Below are 17,121 nucleotides of genomic sequence, written 5' to 3'. Positions count from 1 at the left end.
AAATCTCAATGAAGAATGAATTTCGTACCCTGGAGAAATCCGTGATTGGAAAATTATCCGTCACCTCTTTCTTTTGCCGGTCTTTCTCCCCGGAAGAGCTTCAAGCCTGGGACAAAATCTGTCTGGAAGAAATGAAGAAAATGGAAGATGCCATCAGGTACCAGATCTTCCATCAGGAAAACAATAAGCAGCTGTTGAAATACATCTCCGCTAATCAGGCTGCCATGGTCCGAATCCTGAACCATCTTTACGCACTGTTCTCTTCAGCCGCCAGACTGGTTCCAAACAAATCCCAGTTTACGTTACTCCGGATGGGCCAGCAGTTAGCCTATAAGCTGGAAGACTTTCTGGGCTTTCTGGCTGAAGACCACCCGGAGCTCTTCAACTTTGACCGGTATTGTTCCGCTTTTTTCCACCAAAGAATGGCTGAAATTTTCAGTCGGCAAATTGTACCGGTTCAGGCGTACCTGGAAGAACATCTCAATAATCCGATGTTGGCGTCACTGATTTTTAAACCCTACCGGGAATTCATCCATATCAGCATCCGTAAATACACCTATCGTAAAATAAAATACCTCAATACCCTGTTGGAACAACTCCAACAGCTGGTAGACAAGAAGCTGACAGATTCGGAGCTCAGGATGGAACTCTTTATGACGATCATTTACATGAATTACAATGCGACCAACCTCTTTGTCGCTTGCTCACGTTTAATTGCTAAGACTTGCTACGAACACGAATCCACAAAACAGCAGTTGCATTACCTCCACCTGATTCGGAAAATAATAACGCAGGTCGTGCCGGCGCCTAAACTGGCATTCAGACCCGAACGCCCTTCCCTGCAAAAGCAATTGAAACAATGGATTTCCCAGGAAATTACTTTTCTGCAAACCAAGCTCGACCTGAACCAGAATATTTCGCTTGAAACACCCCTAACAGACACTGAAATTAAAAAACTGCACACCCACCTTTCTGTGGCCCAGCTCGCATGTGTACTGAAAATCTACATGGAAACAAATGCCATTAAAAATGAAAGCATCTCAGAGGTCATCCGCTCATTTGTCAAACTGGTCCGGACCGACAATAGCCGCAATATCTCGGAGGACAGTTTACGAATCAAATTCTACAATTTAGAGCATGCCACTTGTGAGCGGGTGAAAGAACTGCTCCGCCGACAACTGGATTATCTCGACAATGTGTAACCAGGCACCGGCTTCAAATCTGCATATTTTTAATGAACCGGGTTGTAACCCCTAAAGAAATTTAGGCTGAATTACTCGCTGACAAACAGTGCCTTAAGGGGGTCCTGTAACCCCCTTGTAACTGGATCAGCATTGGTTTCTTTCGTTGCTTTGTTAGCAAACCATTTTAAATCAACTGTTATGCCAAACGAAAGAAATCAGCACCCGGAAAACCGGGGTATCTATCGCGAACAGCTGGTCACCACACACGACCTTCAGAACTTAAAAGAAGAACTCCTCTCTGACTTCCGGAAGCTCTTAAAAGAACAGAATCACCAGCCGGTTAAAAAATGGCTGAAATCTTACGAAGTCCGCAAATTGCTCAACATCTCACCGGGTACACTCCAAAATCTCCGGATAAACGGTACCCTGCCGTACACAAAAATTGGAGGAGTCATCTACTACGAACAAAGCGACATTCAGCAAATGCTCGAGTCCCGGAAGACAAAAGGACACTTTGTATAAACCGGGTTTGTCCGTTAAGCCCATCTGACTTACCATTCAAACCTTTCGAAAATAGGTTAATCGTGAAGTATAATGAACTACATCCGGCACCTGGCGGCATTCTTCTGGTGTGTGGAACAAGACGATCGCCTTACACCGCACCATATCAGCCTTTACCTCGCCCTTTTCCAACGGTGGAACCTCAACCGGTTTCAAAACCCCGTCTCCATCAACCGGGCAGAGATGCTGCGAATGTCCAAAATCGGTTCGGTCAATACCTATTCACGGTGTCTGAAACAGCTCCACCAGTGGAAATACATCAGCTATCACCCGTCGCACAACCCCCTTAAAGGTAGCCGGGTGAACATGTTCATTTTTGATACAACTAGTGAACAAGTAGTGATCCCTTTAATAAACATTAGTAAACAGATTAAACAAGAAACTATAGAATACAATGAACCAATCCAATCTCAATCAAAAAAAATGGAACAGGAAACCAGGTATGGGAAACAGCCCGAAAGCGCTGCCATGCAAGAGAAGAAACCCCAGCCGGAAAATTCCTCCGGTACATCGGCAAAAAGTAAAATCCCGCCTCCGGAGGAACATGTCAAAATCTACTTCCTGGAGAAGGAGTTCCCTGAAGTGGAAGCTGAACGATTTTTCAACTACTACGAATCGGTAGGCTGGAAAGTGGGTGGCCGCACCCGGATGAAAGACTGGAAAGCGGCAGCCCGGAACTGGATGCTCAACGCCCGGAAGTACGGTCCACGACAACCATTGAGCCCCCGGGACAAATCAACCGAATACAAATCTGATAATGGGAAAAACTATGCCGAACCACTCTGAACTTTTCACCGCGCCGGGAGTCATCTCTTTTGGGAAAGGAACCGTCAACTACAGCTTTTCAAGCTGTCTGGAATTCATGGAACAAAAAGGCCGGGAATTATTCGGCGATGGATTCCGAATCTATGGAGAAGACAGGCCCATCATTTTCAAACTGCTCATCTGGGCCATACGCGACCAGGAAAATGCACAACGGTTAAGCCTCAACCTCGACAAAGGAATTATGCTGACCGGGCCAATTGGAAGCGGAAAAACCAGCTTAATGACGTTAATCCGCTTTTTCATTCCTCCGGACATTCGTCACAGCATGAAATCCTGCCGGGAAGTCAGTTTCGAATTTCACAGGAACGGCTACGAAGTAATCAGGAAATACAGTGTTCTGGCTTATGATCGGCCCACAGGTGGGAAAAAACCCCGGGCTTATTGTTTTGATGACCTGGGAACCGAACAAAACCTGAAATATTTTGGCAATGAAGTGAATGTAATGGGCGAAATACTGCTCAGCCGTTACGACCAGTTCGTATCCGATGGCATGCTCACCCATCTGACAACCAATCTAACGGCCGGCGAAATAGAAGAATTCTATGGCTCCCGGGTCAGAAGCCGGATGAGGGCCATGTTCAACCTTATCTCTTTTGAGGCCAACACCAAAGACAAACGGCGTTAGCCTACTACAACTCCCTGCCATCGCTACCCCGACTATGTGGTGGCAGGGGTAGTCTGTTTGCCTCTTTATGGGCTAAGCCAATTGCTTCCAGAACCTATTCCACCCCCCACGAGACATGTCGCGGATGCAAAATACGGTTTTCGAAAAATTCATCCTGCCCGTCATCAATCCTAACATTCTGTTGAAATCGTGATTGATAAAAAAGAGCCTACTAAAACTCTGGGAAACAATTCCACAAATATCAAATGGATAAGTCCAAAGTAAGTTTTTATTTCTACCAAAAAAAAAGAAGGGGACTTTAAGCCTCTCTTAAAAGGAATATAAAAACGACGAGAAAATGTTTTTCTTATCCGGAATCGGAATGCCTAATTACGCATTCGCGAAAGAATACTCCGGGAAATCACACTGGCGAGAGTATCTGCACCGGCAATATCAGGATGGACGCCATCATTAAAGTATTTACGGAACGAAAGTAATGGGGTGTTTGCATCCACAACGGGCAAGTCTCTTTCTTTGGCTATTTCCTTTATGAGGGGTATCTCTAACTCAATAATCTCATTTCGTATTCGGTAAGGGTTGTCCCAGACAGGCGACGGAAGCACTAGAAATATTTTCGGTTTTAATGAAGAGGAGCTCAGTGTGTCTATTAATGATTCATAATCCGCTTTAAATTCTGAACCATGTTTATCCCAGTTTTGAGGCTTGGTGTCATTCGTTCCAAGCATAATGGTAACAATATCAGGATGGAAAGCCAACACCTTTGCAATGACTCCTGTGCCCCAATAACTATAGTTCCCGTTTTTTAACATTGTTGCCCCACTCTTGCCGTCATTCTGTACAATATATTCTGAACCGAGCAGTCTTTGGAGCATTGGCACATAGGAAGGGTGCCCATTCCAACCTTCCGTAATACTATTCCCTACGCAGGCAACTTTAACCTGGGAAAAAAGAGGAAAGGATACAAAAACAAAAACGAGGATTAATGACACTCTTTTCGAGAATATTTTTTCCATAATTTCTTTCTTTAAAGTAAATGTTTTTGAATTGATTAATTCTCCAGACGCATCTTTCTTATTTTGGCCTAATGTTTAAGATTATGCGTTTATATTGCGATAACCGTGGCTTTCCTCTATCGGTAACTTTTAAAATGATGTGAGCCGTTTCTTCTTTGTCAACTTTTGGAGCGACAATATAAACTCCATGAGTGTTCGCCGCTCCTTCAATCCTTATTAATTTCTTATAGGTCCCGGCTTTGGGGTAACTAAACCACTCAAAACCGGAACGATCACCGTCCTGTGGATCGCGGGATGTTTAAGTTAACAAAATATTGGTGGGTCTATCCACAAATCATATTCACCCATCTAAACATAACTGTATCAATTTTTTTCTGTCACTTTCCGATATTGAGCAATGTCTTCGATCGTTACAACAGTCATGTTATTATTCACAGCAAAGTCTGTAATCTCAGGCAGTTTCGCCATTGTTCCATCTGCATTTGTCAGTTCACACAAAACAGCGAATTCTCCCAAACCTGATAATTTCATCAAATCAATACTACCTTCCGTATGTCCTCCTCTTTCGAAAACGCCATTATCCCTCGCTAGTAAAGGAAACACATGACCTGGATTCGATAAATCTTCCGAAGTTGCATTTTCGGCAATCGCTGTTTTTATGGTTGTTAATCGGTCCTTGGCTGAGACACCTGTTGTTATTCCCTCTTTTGCTTCAATTGAAATAGTAAATGCTGTTTGATTCTTACTTGTATTGTTCTCAACCATCTGCCTTAATCCAAGGCTTTTGCACTTTTCAGCAGTTAAGCACAGGCAAACGATTCCACTGCACTCACGAATCATCAAAGCCATATCTTTCTCCGTCATCTTTTCCGCAGAGAAAATTATGTCTCCCTCGTTTTCTCTGTTCTCATCATCAACAAGTAATATTCCATACCCTTGTTGCAACTTTTTGACAGCATTTTCTACTCTTTCTTTGCTGTTTTTTCCAAATGAATCCAATGTAACCATTACTCCTATTTAATTATTAATACTAAGCTTTCGGAGCAAAGAACATATCAACATACAACTGTTCAATCACAATTGCATATTACCCGATATTTTTCTTCTCTCATCCAGACTTTAACTGTCGGTTTTGGAATTTCACCAAATCAGTCCTTTTTCAAGGAGTCGCGGACTTTAACCGCCGGTAGGGAATTTCGCCCTGCCCCGAAGAAAATCGGTTCAAATTTATGTATTATTTTTTTTAAACGATTACGCCCCTCATTGCCGTTAAGAGGTTTAATTCATGAAAGGAGAACGCTTTTAGTTCCTCTTTCCTTTTTTGTCCTCCATAGGCTTCTTCAATTTTAAATTTCATTATTCATTTGTGATATCTCTTCTTATCGTTTTTCAATCTCAATTGAACTTTGGTTAACTGTTTGTCCCAATTCATAAAATTTACGATTCTCTACTTTGGACATTAAGTTGATTTTGACTTGCTTCGACTTTTCCCCCTTAACCGAGATCAGAGGCTCCATTGAATCACTCAGATACAAATCATTCATTGATACATTCTTTGAATTATCAAGCGTGATGGCAGGAAATTTTGTCGTTTGAAGATGTAGATTCCGAATCGTCACACTGTCAGCATCCATGCAAACCATGCCCTTAGTGGCTTCCATATTTAAATTCTCAAGGTTCACATTCTGCAGGTTCATCTCAGGCAGTCCCTGTAGGTAAATGGCCTGACGGGCTCCTTTACAGGTAATGTTTTTAATGCTGATATCTTTAAATTGGGGCGTTCCTTCATTCACCAGAGGAATACTTTCCTCATCCAAAGAGCCATCCGTCTTTTTCAATTTTTTGGCAGCTGAAGGGTTATAGTAAAGGTTAAAGGAAATGGCAACATCCGGAACATGAATCATATCGATATTGGAAATATAAACCTTCTGAACCACGCCACCACGTCCCCGGGTACTTTTGAAACGCAAACCGATATTGGTTCCAATGAACGTACAATCTGAAACATGCAGGTTTTTTACACCACCCGACATCTCACTTCCGACAGTAAAACCACCGTGCCCATGATAAACCGTACAATTCTTTACAATCAGGTTTTCGGTTGGCATGCCTCTATCACGCCCGGCTTTGTCTTTACCTGATTTCACACAGATGGCATCGTCTCCCACATCGAAAGTACAATTAGTAAGCGCACTGTTTTTGCAGGATTCAATGTCAATCCCATCTCCATTTTGCGCATACCAGGGATTACGAACATCAACATTTCGAATGGTCAGATTTTGACACATTAGCGGATGCAAACACCAGTCTGGTGAATTTTGGAAGACCGGTCCATCGAGTAGCACCTTATTGCAGTTGATCAGATATACCAAAACGGGCCGCAGCCGATCTTTGATTTTCTGGTAATCCTTCAGCGTTTTAAAATTCTCCGAAATATCATTGTCGGTCAGCTTAGCAGCCGTCAGATACTGTTCCGAAGGATACCAGACGTCACCTTTCTCATCTACCACTCCGCCTGAAGCTACTAGTTCTTTCCATTGACTGCCCGTTAATTTTGCCTTTTTGACAGGTCGCCAGGCATCACCCGAACCATCAAAAATCCCATGACCGGTAAAGGCAACGTTTTCCAAATCTTTCCCGTAAATCGGAGATAAACGATGGACACTTTTAACGCCTTTTATGTTGATATCAATCAATGGATACAAATCTTTATCGGTACTAAAGAGTACCAGCGCACCCTCTGCTGTATGGATATTGACATTGCTTTTCAGAATAATCGGACCCGTCAACCATATTCCACGGGGTATGTTTACCGTGCCACCACCATGCTCCGATACGACATTGATAGCCTTTGCAATCGCCTTGGTATTCAAGGTTTGACCATCACCAACAGCGCCATATTTTGTAATCAATACCGAAAAATCAGGAAATACTGGTTCCACTATTTTAGGCATATCAAACTCCAGCCCTTGATATATCGAATCATTATTATGAATGGCACTGGCACTGTTCTTTGGACTACATCCAACTAACACCAAAAGAAACAGATAAAAATGTTTCTGTATGAAATGACTGATTGTGCTCATCTAATCTTTTTTATATGATTTAAAACTTGTTGTTATACCTACCCAGAAGATTGTTATCCCAAATCATTTTACACTCTTATATTTCACTACCACTTCCTGGTCTTTGTTGATGGCTAGTTCGTATTGATTACCGGCAATCTTTTTTATCGTAGCAGTTTTACAAACAGGTGTCGACAGACTCCTGAAACGTAAGGTACCCGTTCCTGTATCTGATTTTACCTTAATCTCTTTTGTTGAACAATACACATGAATTTTGCCATTAGGAGTCGGAACATCGCCTTCCATCCACTGTAAACCGCCCAAACTAGGCTCCACAGTATAGGATTGATATCCCGGCTTAACCGGTTTAACCCCCAGAAAATATCTTCCCAATAAATATATTGGACTTGCTCCCCATGCATGGCATAGGCTTTTCCCAAAAGGACGCCCATACATACTCAACAACTGAGGATATTTTTCCTTCGGATTGTATTTTTCCCAGAATGAAGTTGCACCAAGTTTTAACATTCCCCCCCAGTAGTCACGGATTTGGTTCAACACATACTTTTGTTCTCCCAGAGAACAAAGCGCTGACAAATTGTAAAACTGCATATAAGGTGTTGTAATTTTCAATGCATCAGGATTAAGCAGTACGTTTTCTTTCACTGCCTCTCTTTTTTCGGGGTTTAGGTAGTTAAACAATACCGCGAAAATATTAGTATACGGTGTGACCTGGGTACTTACTACTCCTTTCACCCGGTTGTGGACGAACGCATTCTGCTTATCGGACCAGAAAACGGTAAAAAGTTTTGTTTTCAAATCAGCAGCCAGCTTTGTGTATAACTTTTCGCTACCTGAATCGTCCATCAATTTTGCGCACGTCGCCATGGTTTCGAGGCTCCGACAGAAAAGTAACTGTTCGAAACTAACCTCACCGGCTTTGCTCATTTTAAAGTCGGCCCAATCAATAAATACCCAGTCGCCGGCCAATCCCTGCATCATACCTGCACTGTCACGACGCGAGAGACAGAAGTCCATCAGGCTTTTCATGCGTGGATATAACTGCACAATCAGCTTTTTGTCACCTGTGTATTGATAATAATCATAGATACCCATAAACCAGTAAAAGGTATAGTCCATGATGGTATTAATATGACTCGTCACAGGGTCCTTCCCCCTTAGGGCAAACGTGGTACGACGAACCGCAGGGGAGTTGAAAAACAGGTAATAATTCATCAGATAGCTCTGATAAGCATCGCCGCTCCACATCCACCGATCACGCTTAATGCCATCGAGGAAAAACTCCCGGGTCGTCAGATGCAGCGTGTAGGCCGCCACATCCCATATTTTATTGATCTGATCATCATTGCAACGGAAACTACCTTTGTATTCAAGCGGCAGATACTCATACTGCATTGAAACCGAATCATACGAAAGCGAATTGCCTTTCTCAACATAAACATATCGAAAAGCTTTCGAGTCGGGTGCGGTGAAATCCTTGGCTATCGCATTTTTCACATGAAAACGATCCAGTGTTTCACAATGATCAACCGACAACGCTTCGTCAGCCGATTCGCCATAGTAAACGTTTAATGTTCCCTTCCCTTTTAACCCGTGAAATTTCACATAGCCAAAAGTCTCTTTTCCAAAATCGTATAAAATGCCGTTATTCTTATGTATTACAGAAACAACAGGCATCGGTTGGGTGGGCAGTTTGAATTTCGACGGAAGGTTGTCGGGTGAGTTAAAGTTCCAGGAAGCGGCATGAACATATACCGTTCCCGAAGAAGTGTCGGAAGCCTTACCCGAGGAATCGATCCACTCTTTGTCCTCATAGGTTACTTTCCACGAATCGTCGGATTGAATGGCTTTACCCTGAACAAAAAGTGCGGGCACACTAGCCTGGTTGTACACTTTAATATTTAGCGAATGCAGCCCTGCCGGTATGACAATCTTCTCGGGGGAACCGAAAAGCAGCTTTCCATCAAGCTTCACATTATATTTTCCCTCCACCTTAATATCTATGGTATCGGGAGCCGAAAGTTTGTATTTATGCGAGAATTCTACCAACACATAATGACTGTCCATTTTCCAGAACGGTGGAAAAAAGGTCCCTCGCTCGGTACGACGGTTCTGTACCTTATTTCCTAACCAAATAGAATAATCGCCCGGATACCATATCCAGGTAGCCTGTTGAGCATGTACCACTTCTGTAGGGACAATGGAAAGAAGCCCTATCAAAACAACAATAAAGATTTTCGCTTTATTTAATGCTGTTAATGTATTCCTCCAACATGGTGTATCCATCTTTTGCAATTTTATTTCGATCATCGGGATTATTTGGATCAAGGCCATTCTTTTGTTCCCATGCATCGGGCATACCATCGTGGTCGGTATCGGTTGGAGGTGTAGTACTATTAAGTGTCGGAAAACCGCCAACGTCGTTTTGTGAATCAATTATGCCGCAAATTTTTGTGGTATCGGGCACCTCTTTATATTGCTTGTACACCCCTTCATACGTTGCGGTACCAGTTTGAACATCATGAATAATTCGTTCATCAACAGCATCCCGTTTGGGGAGTGAACAACCGGCCTGCTCAAGAACGGAGTTATAAGCTTCCTCTGCCGTTTGTTGGTTAATAGGCATTGATGGCCAAGCACTAGTGAGCTTTATAATCGAGTAATCTCCACTGCCTCCTGAAGGTTGTACGCCACCATCCCAGTTATTGGCCGTCACTTGATTATTTCCCACCATAGTATTATCTGCGACATACCATTTGCCATAATCCGTTTTTACGTCACGATAGCTTGGATTAACAATTCGATAGGATATATTACCCGGGCGCGTAGCAGGGCCCGGCTTATAGTAATTGGCCACCATATTGATCTCCGTAAAGGAGTGGTTCGGGTCCGAATCTCCGACTTGTTGTTTTTCACCTCCGTAGCTACTATTGTACCCCCAATTGTATACTACATTATTTCTGAAGTCGGTGTATCCGGAACCAGAGGCAAAACGAGGATTACGACTGGAATTATCTGCTATAAGATTATGATGGTACGTACTATAGTTAGAGCCCCATATAGCTCCAAACCCGTGAGGAGCAATCTGACTTGGGTCAGCATCGTTAGGGTGATTTGCATTAAATAAACTTTCTGAAATTATACACCATTGAACGGTAATGCTGTCACAATGGTAAACAGACATTGTTTCATCTACGCTCCAACTTGCCGAAACATGGTCAATAATAACATTCTTGGTAAACCTGCTACCTATTGCATCATTGACATCTCCTGCAAGATCGCCTAATCGTGTTCTGATATAACGAATGATGACCTGATCTGCACCAATTTCTAATGGATAATTGGCGATACAAATACCATCACCAGGTGCAGTTTGCCCTGCAATGGTAATATTGGAATGGCGGATAGTCAAACTACTTTTCAGGTATATTGTACCTGAGACCCTAAACACAACCGTTCTTGCTCCGGATGCTTCAACTGCGGCTCGAAGACTTCCTGAACCGGCATCATTCAAATTTGTCACTTCATATACTTTACCACCGCGTCCTCCAGTTGTAAATTTACCATACCCTTCAGCTGTCGGAAAAGCCAGGTTGGTTACCTTGTAAACAACAGTGCTGTCCTGGTTATTTCCCGTATTATTGTCTACAGGATTCGTTACCTCGTCTTTCGTGCATCTGGACACTAAAAACATTAATGCACTTACAAACAGAACTACATATTTTGTTTTCATATCTATGGATTTAATGGCTTGTTTTTTAACTTTTAATCTATTTTTTCTATGTTAAATATGTGAGTGCATACTTACTTTCCGGTGATGTTATTCAAATATTTTTCCAGCATCGTATATCCATCTTTCCCAACTTTATTTCCATCAGCAGTATTATTGGGATTAAGGCCATGTTTCAGTTCCCATTTATCAGGCATACCATCCTGGTCGGTGTCAACCGGAGCAGTTGCAGAGAGCAGCTTTGGCCAGCCCCCAACGTCATTCTGGCTTTTGATAATTTTACCTGTACGGTTCCTGACATCATTCACGATGCGACGATCGACCAAATCGCGTTTTGGCAAAATGGCCCCACCGGTTTTGAGTACTCGCCGGTATGCTGTTTCTGCATCTTCTTTTTTCACAAGGCCGGTTTCGAACGGTTTGTCCTGCTTGTAAGCCCTGATTTCCTTGTCAGCCCAGCTTTTACGAAACTTCACCAGGCTCCATTGATTCTCGGGAAGTTTACCGTTGTAATAATTTCCTGCAAAATATGCTCTGTTATAAGGCGACCCCGTAGAATAAGCTATCCCGTTCAACTCTGAGTTTACTCCCGGAATTAGAAAATTATCCACGAAGTTGAGACGAGTGACACTGATAGAATCCGCATTATACCCGGCATGTCCTCCACCCCAGTTGTAGATCACATTGTTCCTGAAATCGAGCAACAAACCTTTGGGATCTTTATAGTATGGATGACTATTATAGTTTCCGGGGCGTGGGTTGCGGCCACGATTATTTGCATAGAGGTTATGAAGGTAACTGTATTTTGCACCTCCGGTTCCCCGAATTAAGGATCCGAAACCATGATTGTCCGGATTCAAGCCTTCTGTGATAAAGCACCATTGCACCGTCACATTTGTTAAATTGGGTTTGTGGGTTGCGACTGACAAGTCTTCATCCAGGCTCCAGCTGGCAGAACAATGATCGATGATAATATCCTTACCAGCGGAAACACCAATAGCATCTTTACCCTGCTTACTACCTATGCCATATGTTCCGTCACCCAAACGCACACGGATGTAGCGAATAATGACATCATGCGTTAAGATCTGTAGTGTTCCGCCTTTCAGGCAAATTCCGTCACCCGGCGCAGTTTGTCCGGCAATTGTTATATCCGGGTTTTTTATTCTCAATCGGTCCTTGAGATCAATTGTTCCCGATACACCAAACACGATTGTACGTGCCCCCTTCTGCTCCACTGCCCAACGCAAACTACCAGGACCACTATCATTAAGATTGGTAACATAAAGGACTTTTCCTCCGCGTCCTCCTTTGGAGTATGCACCGAATCCTTCAGCCCCGGGGAAGGCTAATTGTTGAGCATTAAGCACCGTTCCGCTAAGAACAATTAGCATAAATAAAGTGATTACTTTTCTCATTCTATAGTTTTATTGGAGCAGAATTTAAGATTGTTGGATTACTGCTATAACCACGTTGACACAGTGCTAATCATGGAGTACCATGCCATGGTGTGTTACCGTCAAATGTGATTTACCATTCCTGTTCCTGGAATACAATAAATATGCTTATAAAGACTTGAGTCCATTGAGAACTATTAAGAAAACAGTAATCTAACTCGTTGTGTGAAACTGTTTGAATTCAAGAAAAATCAAACTTATTTACTCTGAACCCGGTCAGGGCAAGGTTAAAAAGGCTGAAAAATCTTCACATCATTGAATTTCACACAACGGGGTATTCTTAATTTATTGTTACAATTACCCGCTGGTAACGTGTAAGTTTCGGTGAACCATTATCCTTAACCGAGCAAACGATATGAATAGTCTGTCCTTTCGAGGCATTTTCCGGAACAATGAATGAAGCTTCCGGTTCATTGGCATTTTGGATTTCAACATCTCCTTTATACGTCTCAGCCTCCTTATACTGCCACCACTTATAAACCAGTTCATTACCATCCGGATCGTAGCTTCCCTTTGCGCTAAGTTGAACTTTAGTGCCCGGTTTTGCCGTTATGTTCAAATCGTTCTTCAGCTTAACAACCGGAGCATGGTTACAATCTGAGTAGGATTTGACACACCAATCTGCTCTAGCCGCAAAATCATTCTGAAGAGCATCTGTCCAACGGGTAATTGGCTTGAAATACTCCTTCATCAAATCCAGGTTTTTGGGGTATTCGTGTTTCATGTATTGCCGCCCCCATGCTGTTTCTGTATACCATCTTCCTTTTGGATAAGTGTAGCCGGTTTCTGGAACAGGATCAAGCCAGGTATTCGCTCTGACTTTGGTGTAGTGGCCACCCCAACTTCCCCAATCGGGATGATCCATGTTGCCATCTCTTAATCCGTTAATAATGGCATAAATGAATGATGGAGAATCGCCTTCCGATCTAAAATCACCCGCCTTAAATCCTCCCTTATCTCCATCCTTATGTGCCTGGTAGAGCGAACAGAGTGGCCCGTGACCTTCCAGGATATGTGATTTCATCCAGTCGGCTTTAAAGTATTTTTGTTTATCTGCCGGTAATATTTTGTCCCATTGGTAAGCGATGGCCCAAAACTGATCGCAGATGATGGTCAGAATATTATATTTTCCCCAGTTGGGTCGAATATACGATTGATAAGTATCATCCTGTTCCCAAATAAAAAAGAACCGTAACTTTTTTGCCACATAAGCCATTTTATCCGGGTATTTTTCCTGGATAGTTTTCAAAGCCCTGGCAAGTGTATTCGTTCCGCCCCAGGCCAGAAACCAAATCGGCCGGTTATCCTTTTCATTCAGAAGGAGTTTGACGATGAGTTCGGAACCCGGAGTGTTCTTATCCATGGCCCCCTCTTTTGATACGTTTCCCAAAACCGTCCGCTTCCTCAAATATGCCGGAGTAGGATAATCCGGATCGTTCTTCTTCAGATTTGAATAGACCTGGGAGTAAGCATCCAGATAGGGGTTCATCCAATCATCCCCAGTCCAATTGTGTCCGTGCGAATGGTATTGCGAACTTGTAGTGATGATACCCTCGACATTGAAAACATCAGCATAAAGCAGGAATCGAACCATCGAACACTGGTCATCAATCTCGGCATCTGTCAAAACAACGACACGTGGCTTTGTATTTTTATACTGCGCGGTTACTTTACCAATAGCAACCGAAAAAAGAAGTGATAAAATAAGAATTTTTTTCATAGCAGTTTCCCCCTATTATTGTTTATGCATATCCTTGACATTATGCAACCATCATTCGTTCCCTTGTTCCGCTCATCATGATTGCTTGGATTTAAAATCTTGTTAATATTCCACTTAGCAAGCGATGAAATAATGAATTATAAATCACTTGGTAACGGTAACAATTACACGCTGGTAACGGGTCAATCGAGGCGTTCCATGGTCTGTCACTGCCAGAATAATATGGATTGTCCCGGTGCCTGGAGGCATAACACGTTTAGTTGGCACTATAAACCAAGCCCTGGGCTGGTCAAAATCTTTAATCTCGATCGGCTGCCCGCTTCGCGCGCTTGAAACAGGGAAAGTACCAGCTTCCTTATAACAGAACCAGTTATAGGAAAGTGCGTCCCCATCAGGATCACTGGAACCGACAGCACTGAGATTGACGCGCTCTCCGGGCTTGGCAGTCAGATGTTTTTCACCGTCAATTTTCGGTACAGGGGGATGGTTGGCTTTATCATAAGGAAGAATCGTCCAGTCCATTCTGGCGGCAAAATCATTCTGGAAAGCGTCACGCCATCTCCATATCGTTGCATGATTACCCGAATGCCATCTTCCATCATACCCAAAAACTTCGTCGATAGCATCGGTCCAGATGGGACGAGTTTCAGGATATAAATACCATCTATGCATTCTGGGTGTATATAACTCATAGCGACCACCCCAGCCACCCCAATTGGGATGTTCGGGATAGCTCAACCCATTATTGATCAAATTCAGGAATGAAGGTGTATCTCCCTCCATCAAATATTTCCAACGAGGATACTCTGCGCCAAGGGGACCCTTTTTTCGAATGTTTCGATCCAACCATTCATTTGTTACTTCCGAAAAATCTGCACCAGCAAAGCGGCCGTGAAAGAAATCGCCGCTAATACCGCTCCAGGTCGCATAATGATAAGCACCGCCAGCATTAAATCCGGGACTGACGATGTAAAACAAATTCGGAAACTCTTTTCTAAGCCATGGACCGGTATCATCCTGGTCTGATATGGCATAAACTCGTAACCTGGACACAAACGCTTTCAACTCTTTTTTTGAACGTATTTTCCTGACTTTCCACAGGGCTTGCGCCAATACATTTGGACCTCCCCACACACAGACCCAAAGAGGTCTTGGATCAGCTTTGTCAACTGCCTGGATTAATAGCTCGGAAGCAGGCGAATCCTTACCTTCTCCAATAGCCTTCATACCATATTCCGGAAGTCCTTCTGTAATTTTCGAACGTAAATAATCACCGGTAGGAAACCCGGGGTCATTTTTTTCAAGATTGTCTCTTACCTTACTATAGGCATCTACAATCTCCCGAATTCGTCCGGGGGCGACATGATTTTTTTGATGAATGGAAGTGGTCGCTGCCAATCCCTCGATGTCAAATTGATTGGCATAAACTAAGAATCGAACCATCGACATGGCATCGTCCGGCTCATTCTCGATATCAGTCAGTACAAAAACCCGCGGTTTTTCATGGGCAGAGGTCGAGGTGCAGGCAATCGTAATGATCGCGAAAAGCACGAAAAGCTTTCTTACTGTCTTTAAGCTTACAGGTTTTGATTTGTGCATCGTGAAGATTTTTTTCTCCTACTACTAAGTCTGGTTGTATCAACTACCGGAATTAACCTTAAAAAAAACATAACTGCCAGTACTACTAACAAATACCGGCAGTTATTTTAAAAAACTAATTTACTAACCAATAACTTTTGATGCGGTAATAATACCAAGCCCAATCAGAAATAAAATAAACATAATTAGTAAGATTCGATTGGTCCCGCTTGGTGCACCTTTAAATTCTTTCCAAACAAACACTCCCCAAAGGATAGCTACAACCGGAGCAGCATTGCTAAGAGCATATGAAACTGCTGGATCACCAGCGCCCACTGCCATAAAACTAACCACCATTCCGGATGCCCAAAGAAAACCACCTAAAACTCCGATTGAATGAGTTTTCAAGCTTCCTGCAAAGTATTGTCTCATTTTAACAGGAGAACCTTCAACCGGCTTTCTCATAAAAAATGGATTGAAGACAAAAGTGGTCAGGAAAGCACCAAGTGTAAAGAAGAACACACCGCTGTAAGGGCCAAGATTCCCGGTCCCTCCGGTTACAAATTGATGATCCATTGACTTGACGACTAACCCATAAAAGAAAGCAATAAATAATCCGGCGAAAACGGACAAAGTAATGCCTTTTGCTGAAGGCTTTTTCTGCTGTGATGCCAATCTTTTGTAGGCAACCATCGTTAAAACAATGGCAACAAAAATGATACCCACTCCAATAAACAACATAGAGGTTGGTATGGCTTCTATTTTAGCACCACCATATACCTCCAGTATAAAATTAAAGATGATGCCCCCCAACCAGGCAATACCACCGCCGATCGGAAATGCAACTGACATACCTGCAACAGCAATAGCGGCAACCAGTAACAAGTTACCGATATTCCATACTAAGCCACCCAACATCGCATACATAATACTTTGCGTATCTGCTTGCTGTAAGTCTGCCCAAAACGTTCTGCCATGTTCGCCAAGGGTACCAAATGTAAAACCCCACAGAAGTGCGGTAAGTACAAGACCCAATACAAAGTCCCAATAGAACAATTCAAAACGCCATGTTTTAGCGGCTAACTTCTGAGTATTTGACCATGAGCCCCACATCGTCATGCAGAAGACAAAAGCGCAAACGGCCAGCCAATAATTACCAATTAAGACCATCGATTTTTCCTTTCCATAGATTTGGTTACTAGCAAATTATTCTTTTTGTTAAAATCCCTATTGATTTAGTCACGAATTATGATGATATACCTATTTTGACATCATTTTCTGGATTGCTCTGTGGAAAATATGCTCTTGCCCGGTTCTTTACAACAAAAAGCAAGCTGCTGAC

General features: G+C 42.8%; 13 protein-coding genes, 1 pseudogene and 1 riboswitch. Of the genes and pseudogenes, 4 read left to right on the top strand and 10 right to left on the bottom strand.

Translation table 11 applies throughout. The features are described 5' to 3' along the window. Positions 1-8 precede the first annotated feature (8 nt). The 4 genes from T426_RS0117725 (at position 9) to T426_RS0117710 (ending at position 3,195) form a co-directional block, all read left to right on the top strand. Positions 9-1,202 carry a hypothetical protein gene (locus T426_RS0117725; RefSeq protein WP_027586061.1) on the top strand — a complete coding sequence of 398 codons (1,194 nt, stop codon included), beginning with the start codon at positions 9-11 and terminating at the stop codon, positions 1,200-1,202. A gap of 180 nt (positions 1,203-1,382) precedes the next feature. Then, entirely contained in the window at positions 1,383-1,706 is a 324-nt protein-coding gene (locus T426_RS0117720) for a helix-turn-helix domain-containing protein (RefSeq protein WP_051538935.1), read from the top strand. Between the two features lie 72 nt (positions 1,707-1,778). Next, on the top strand, positions 1,779-2,531 hold the full coding sequence (locus T426_RS0117715; RefSeq protein ID WP_025864891.1) for a hypothetical protein: 753 nt from the start codon (positions 1,779-1,781) through the stop codon (positions 2,529-2,531). Further along, positions 2,515-3,195 (top strand): P-loop NTPase family protein, encoded by a 681-nt coding sequence (locus tag T426_RS0117710; RefSeq protein ID WP_025864892.1) that lies wholly within the window; start codon positions 2,515-2,517, stop codon positions 3,193-3,195. The genes T426_RS0117715 and T426_RS0117710 overlap by 17 nt, the downstream gene beginning before the upstream one ends. A 365-nt stretch (positions 3,196-3,560) precedes the next feature. Here T426_RS0117710 and T426_RS0117705 read toward each other — a convergent pair whose 3' ends face one another. The 10 genes and pseudogenes from T426_RS0117705 to T426_RS0117660 form a co-directional block, all read right to left on the bottom strand. Further along, the gene (locus T426_RS0117705) at positions 3,561-4,208 is read right to left on the bottom strand and encodes a GDSL-type esterase/lipase family protein (protein ID WP_025864893.1); all 648 of its coding nucleotides are present in this window, start codon (positions 4,206-4,208) and stop codon (positions 3,561-3,563) included. Positions 4,209-4,266: 58 nt separating this feature from the next. Then, positions 4,267-4,491, bottom strand: a pseudogene (locus T426_RS26320) (hypothetical protein); the annotation flags it as partial. An 80-nt stretch (positions 4,492-4,571) separates the two neighbouring features. Next, the gene (gene ribB, locus T426_RS0117700) at positions 4,572-5,216 is read right to left on the bottom strand and encodes a 3,4-dihydroxy-2-butanone-4-phosphate synthase (RefSeq protein WP_025864894.1); all 645 of its coding nucleotides are present in this window, start codon (positions 5,214-5,216) and stop codon (positions 4,572-4,574) included. An 88-nt stretch (positions 5,217-5,304) separates the two neighbouring features. Then, positions 5,305-5,426, bottom strand: a riboswitch (FMN riboswitch). A 161-nt stretch (positions 5,427-5,587) separates the two neighbouring features. After that, entirely contained in the window at positions 5,588-7,294 is a 1,707-nt protein-coding gene (locus T426_RS0117690; RefSeq protein WP_025864895.1) for a glycoside hydrolase family 28 protein, read from the bottom strand. A 63-nt stretch (positions 7,295-7,357) separates the two neighbouring features. Beyond that, the gene (locus tag T426_RS0117685) at positions 7,358-9,580 is read right to left on the bottom strand and encodes an alpha-L-rhamnosidase-related protein (protein WP_025864896.1); all 2,223 of its coding nucleotides are present in this window, start codon (positions 9,578-9,580) and stop codon (positions 7,358-7,360) included. Beyond that, the gene (locus tag T426_RS0117680; protein WP_025864897.1) at positions 9,537-11,027 is read right to left on the bottom strand and encodes a hypothetical protein; all 1,491 of its coding nucleotides are present in this window, start codon (positions 11,025-11,027) and stop codon (positions 9,537-9,539) included. Before T426_RS0117680 ends, T426_RS0117685 begins: the two co-directional genes overlap by 44 nt. A gap of 71 nt (positions 11,028-11,098) precedes the next feature. Continuing rightward, positions 11,099-12,442 carry a hypothetical protein gene (locus T426_RS0117675; RefSeq protein WP_025864898.1) on the bottom strand — a complete coding sequence of 448 codons (1,344 nt, stop codon included), beginning with the start codon at positions 12,440-12,442 and terminating at the stop codon, positions 11,099-11,101. A 319-nt stretch (positions 12,443-12,761) separates the two neighbouring features. Then, positions 12,762-14,201 (bottom strand): DUF1593 domain-containing protein, encoded by a 1,440-nt coding sequence (locus T426_RS0117670; RefSeq protein WP_027586058.1) that lies wholly within the window; start codon positions 14,199-14,201, stop codon positions 12,762-12,764. Between the two features lie 144 nt (positions 14,202-14,345). Beyond that, positions 14,346-15,800 (bottom strand): nucleoside hydrolase-like domain-containing protein, encoded by a 1,455-nt coding sequence (locus T426_RS0117665; RefSeq protein WP_153637551.1) that lies wholly within the window; start codon positions 15,798-15,800, stop codon positions 14,346-14,348. Positions 15,801-15,923: 123 nt separating this feature from the next. Next, positions 15,924-16,949: a GRP family sugar transporter gene (locus tag T426_RS0117660; protein WP_025864899.1), complete on the bottom strand. Its 1,026-nt coding sequence runs from the start codon at positions 16,947-16,949 to the stop codon at positions 15,924-15,926. Between the last annotated feature and the right edge of the window lie 172 nt (positions 16,950-17,121).

Source organism: Prolixibacter bellariivorans ATCC BAA-1284, from assembly GCF_000621705.1.
Lineage (GTDB): Bacteria > Bacteroidota > Bacteroidia > Bacteroidales > Prolixibacteraceae > Prolixibacter > Prolixibacter bellariivorans.
The sequence above is the reverse complement of the archived record's forward strand: the minus strand, read 5'-3'. Positions and strand labels throughout refer to the sequence as shown.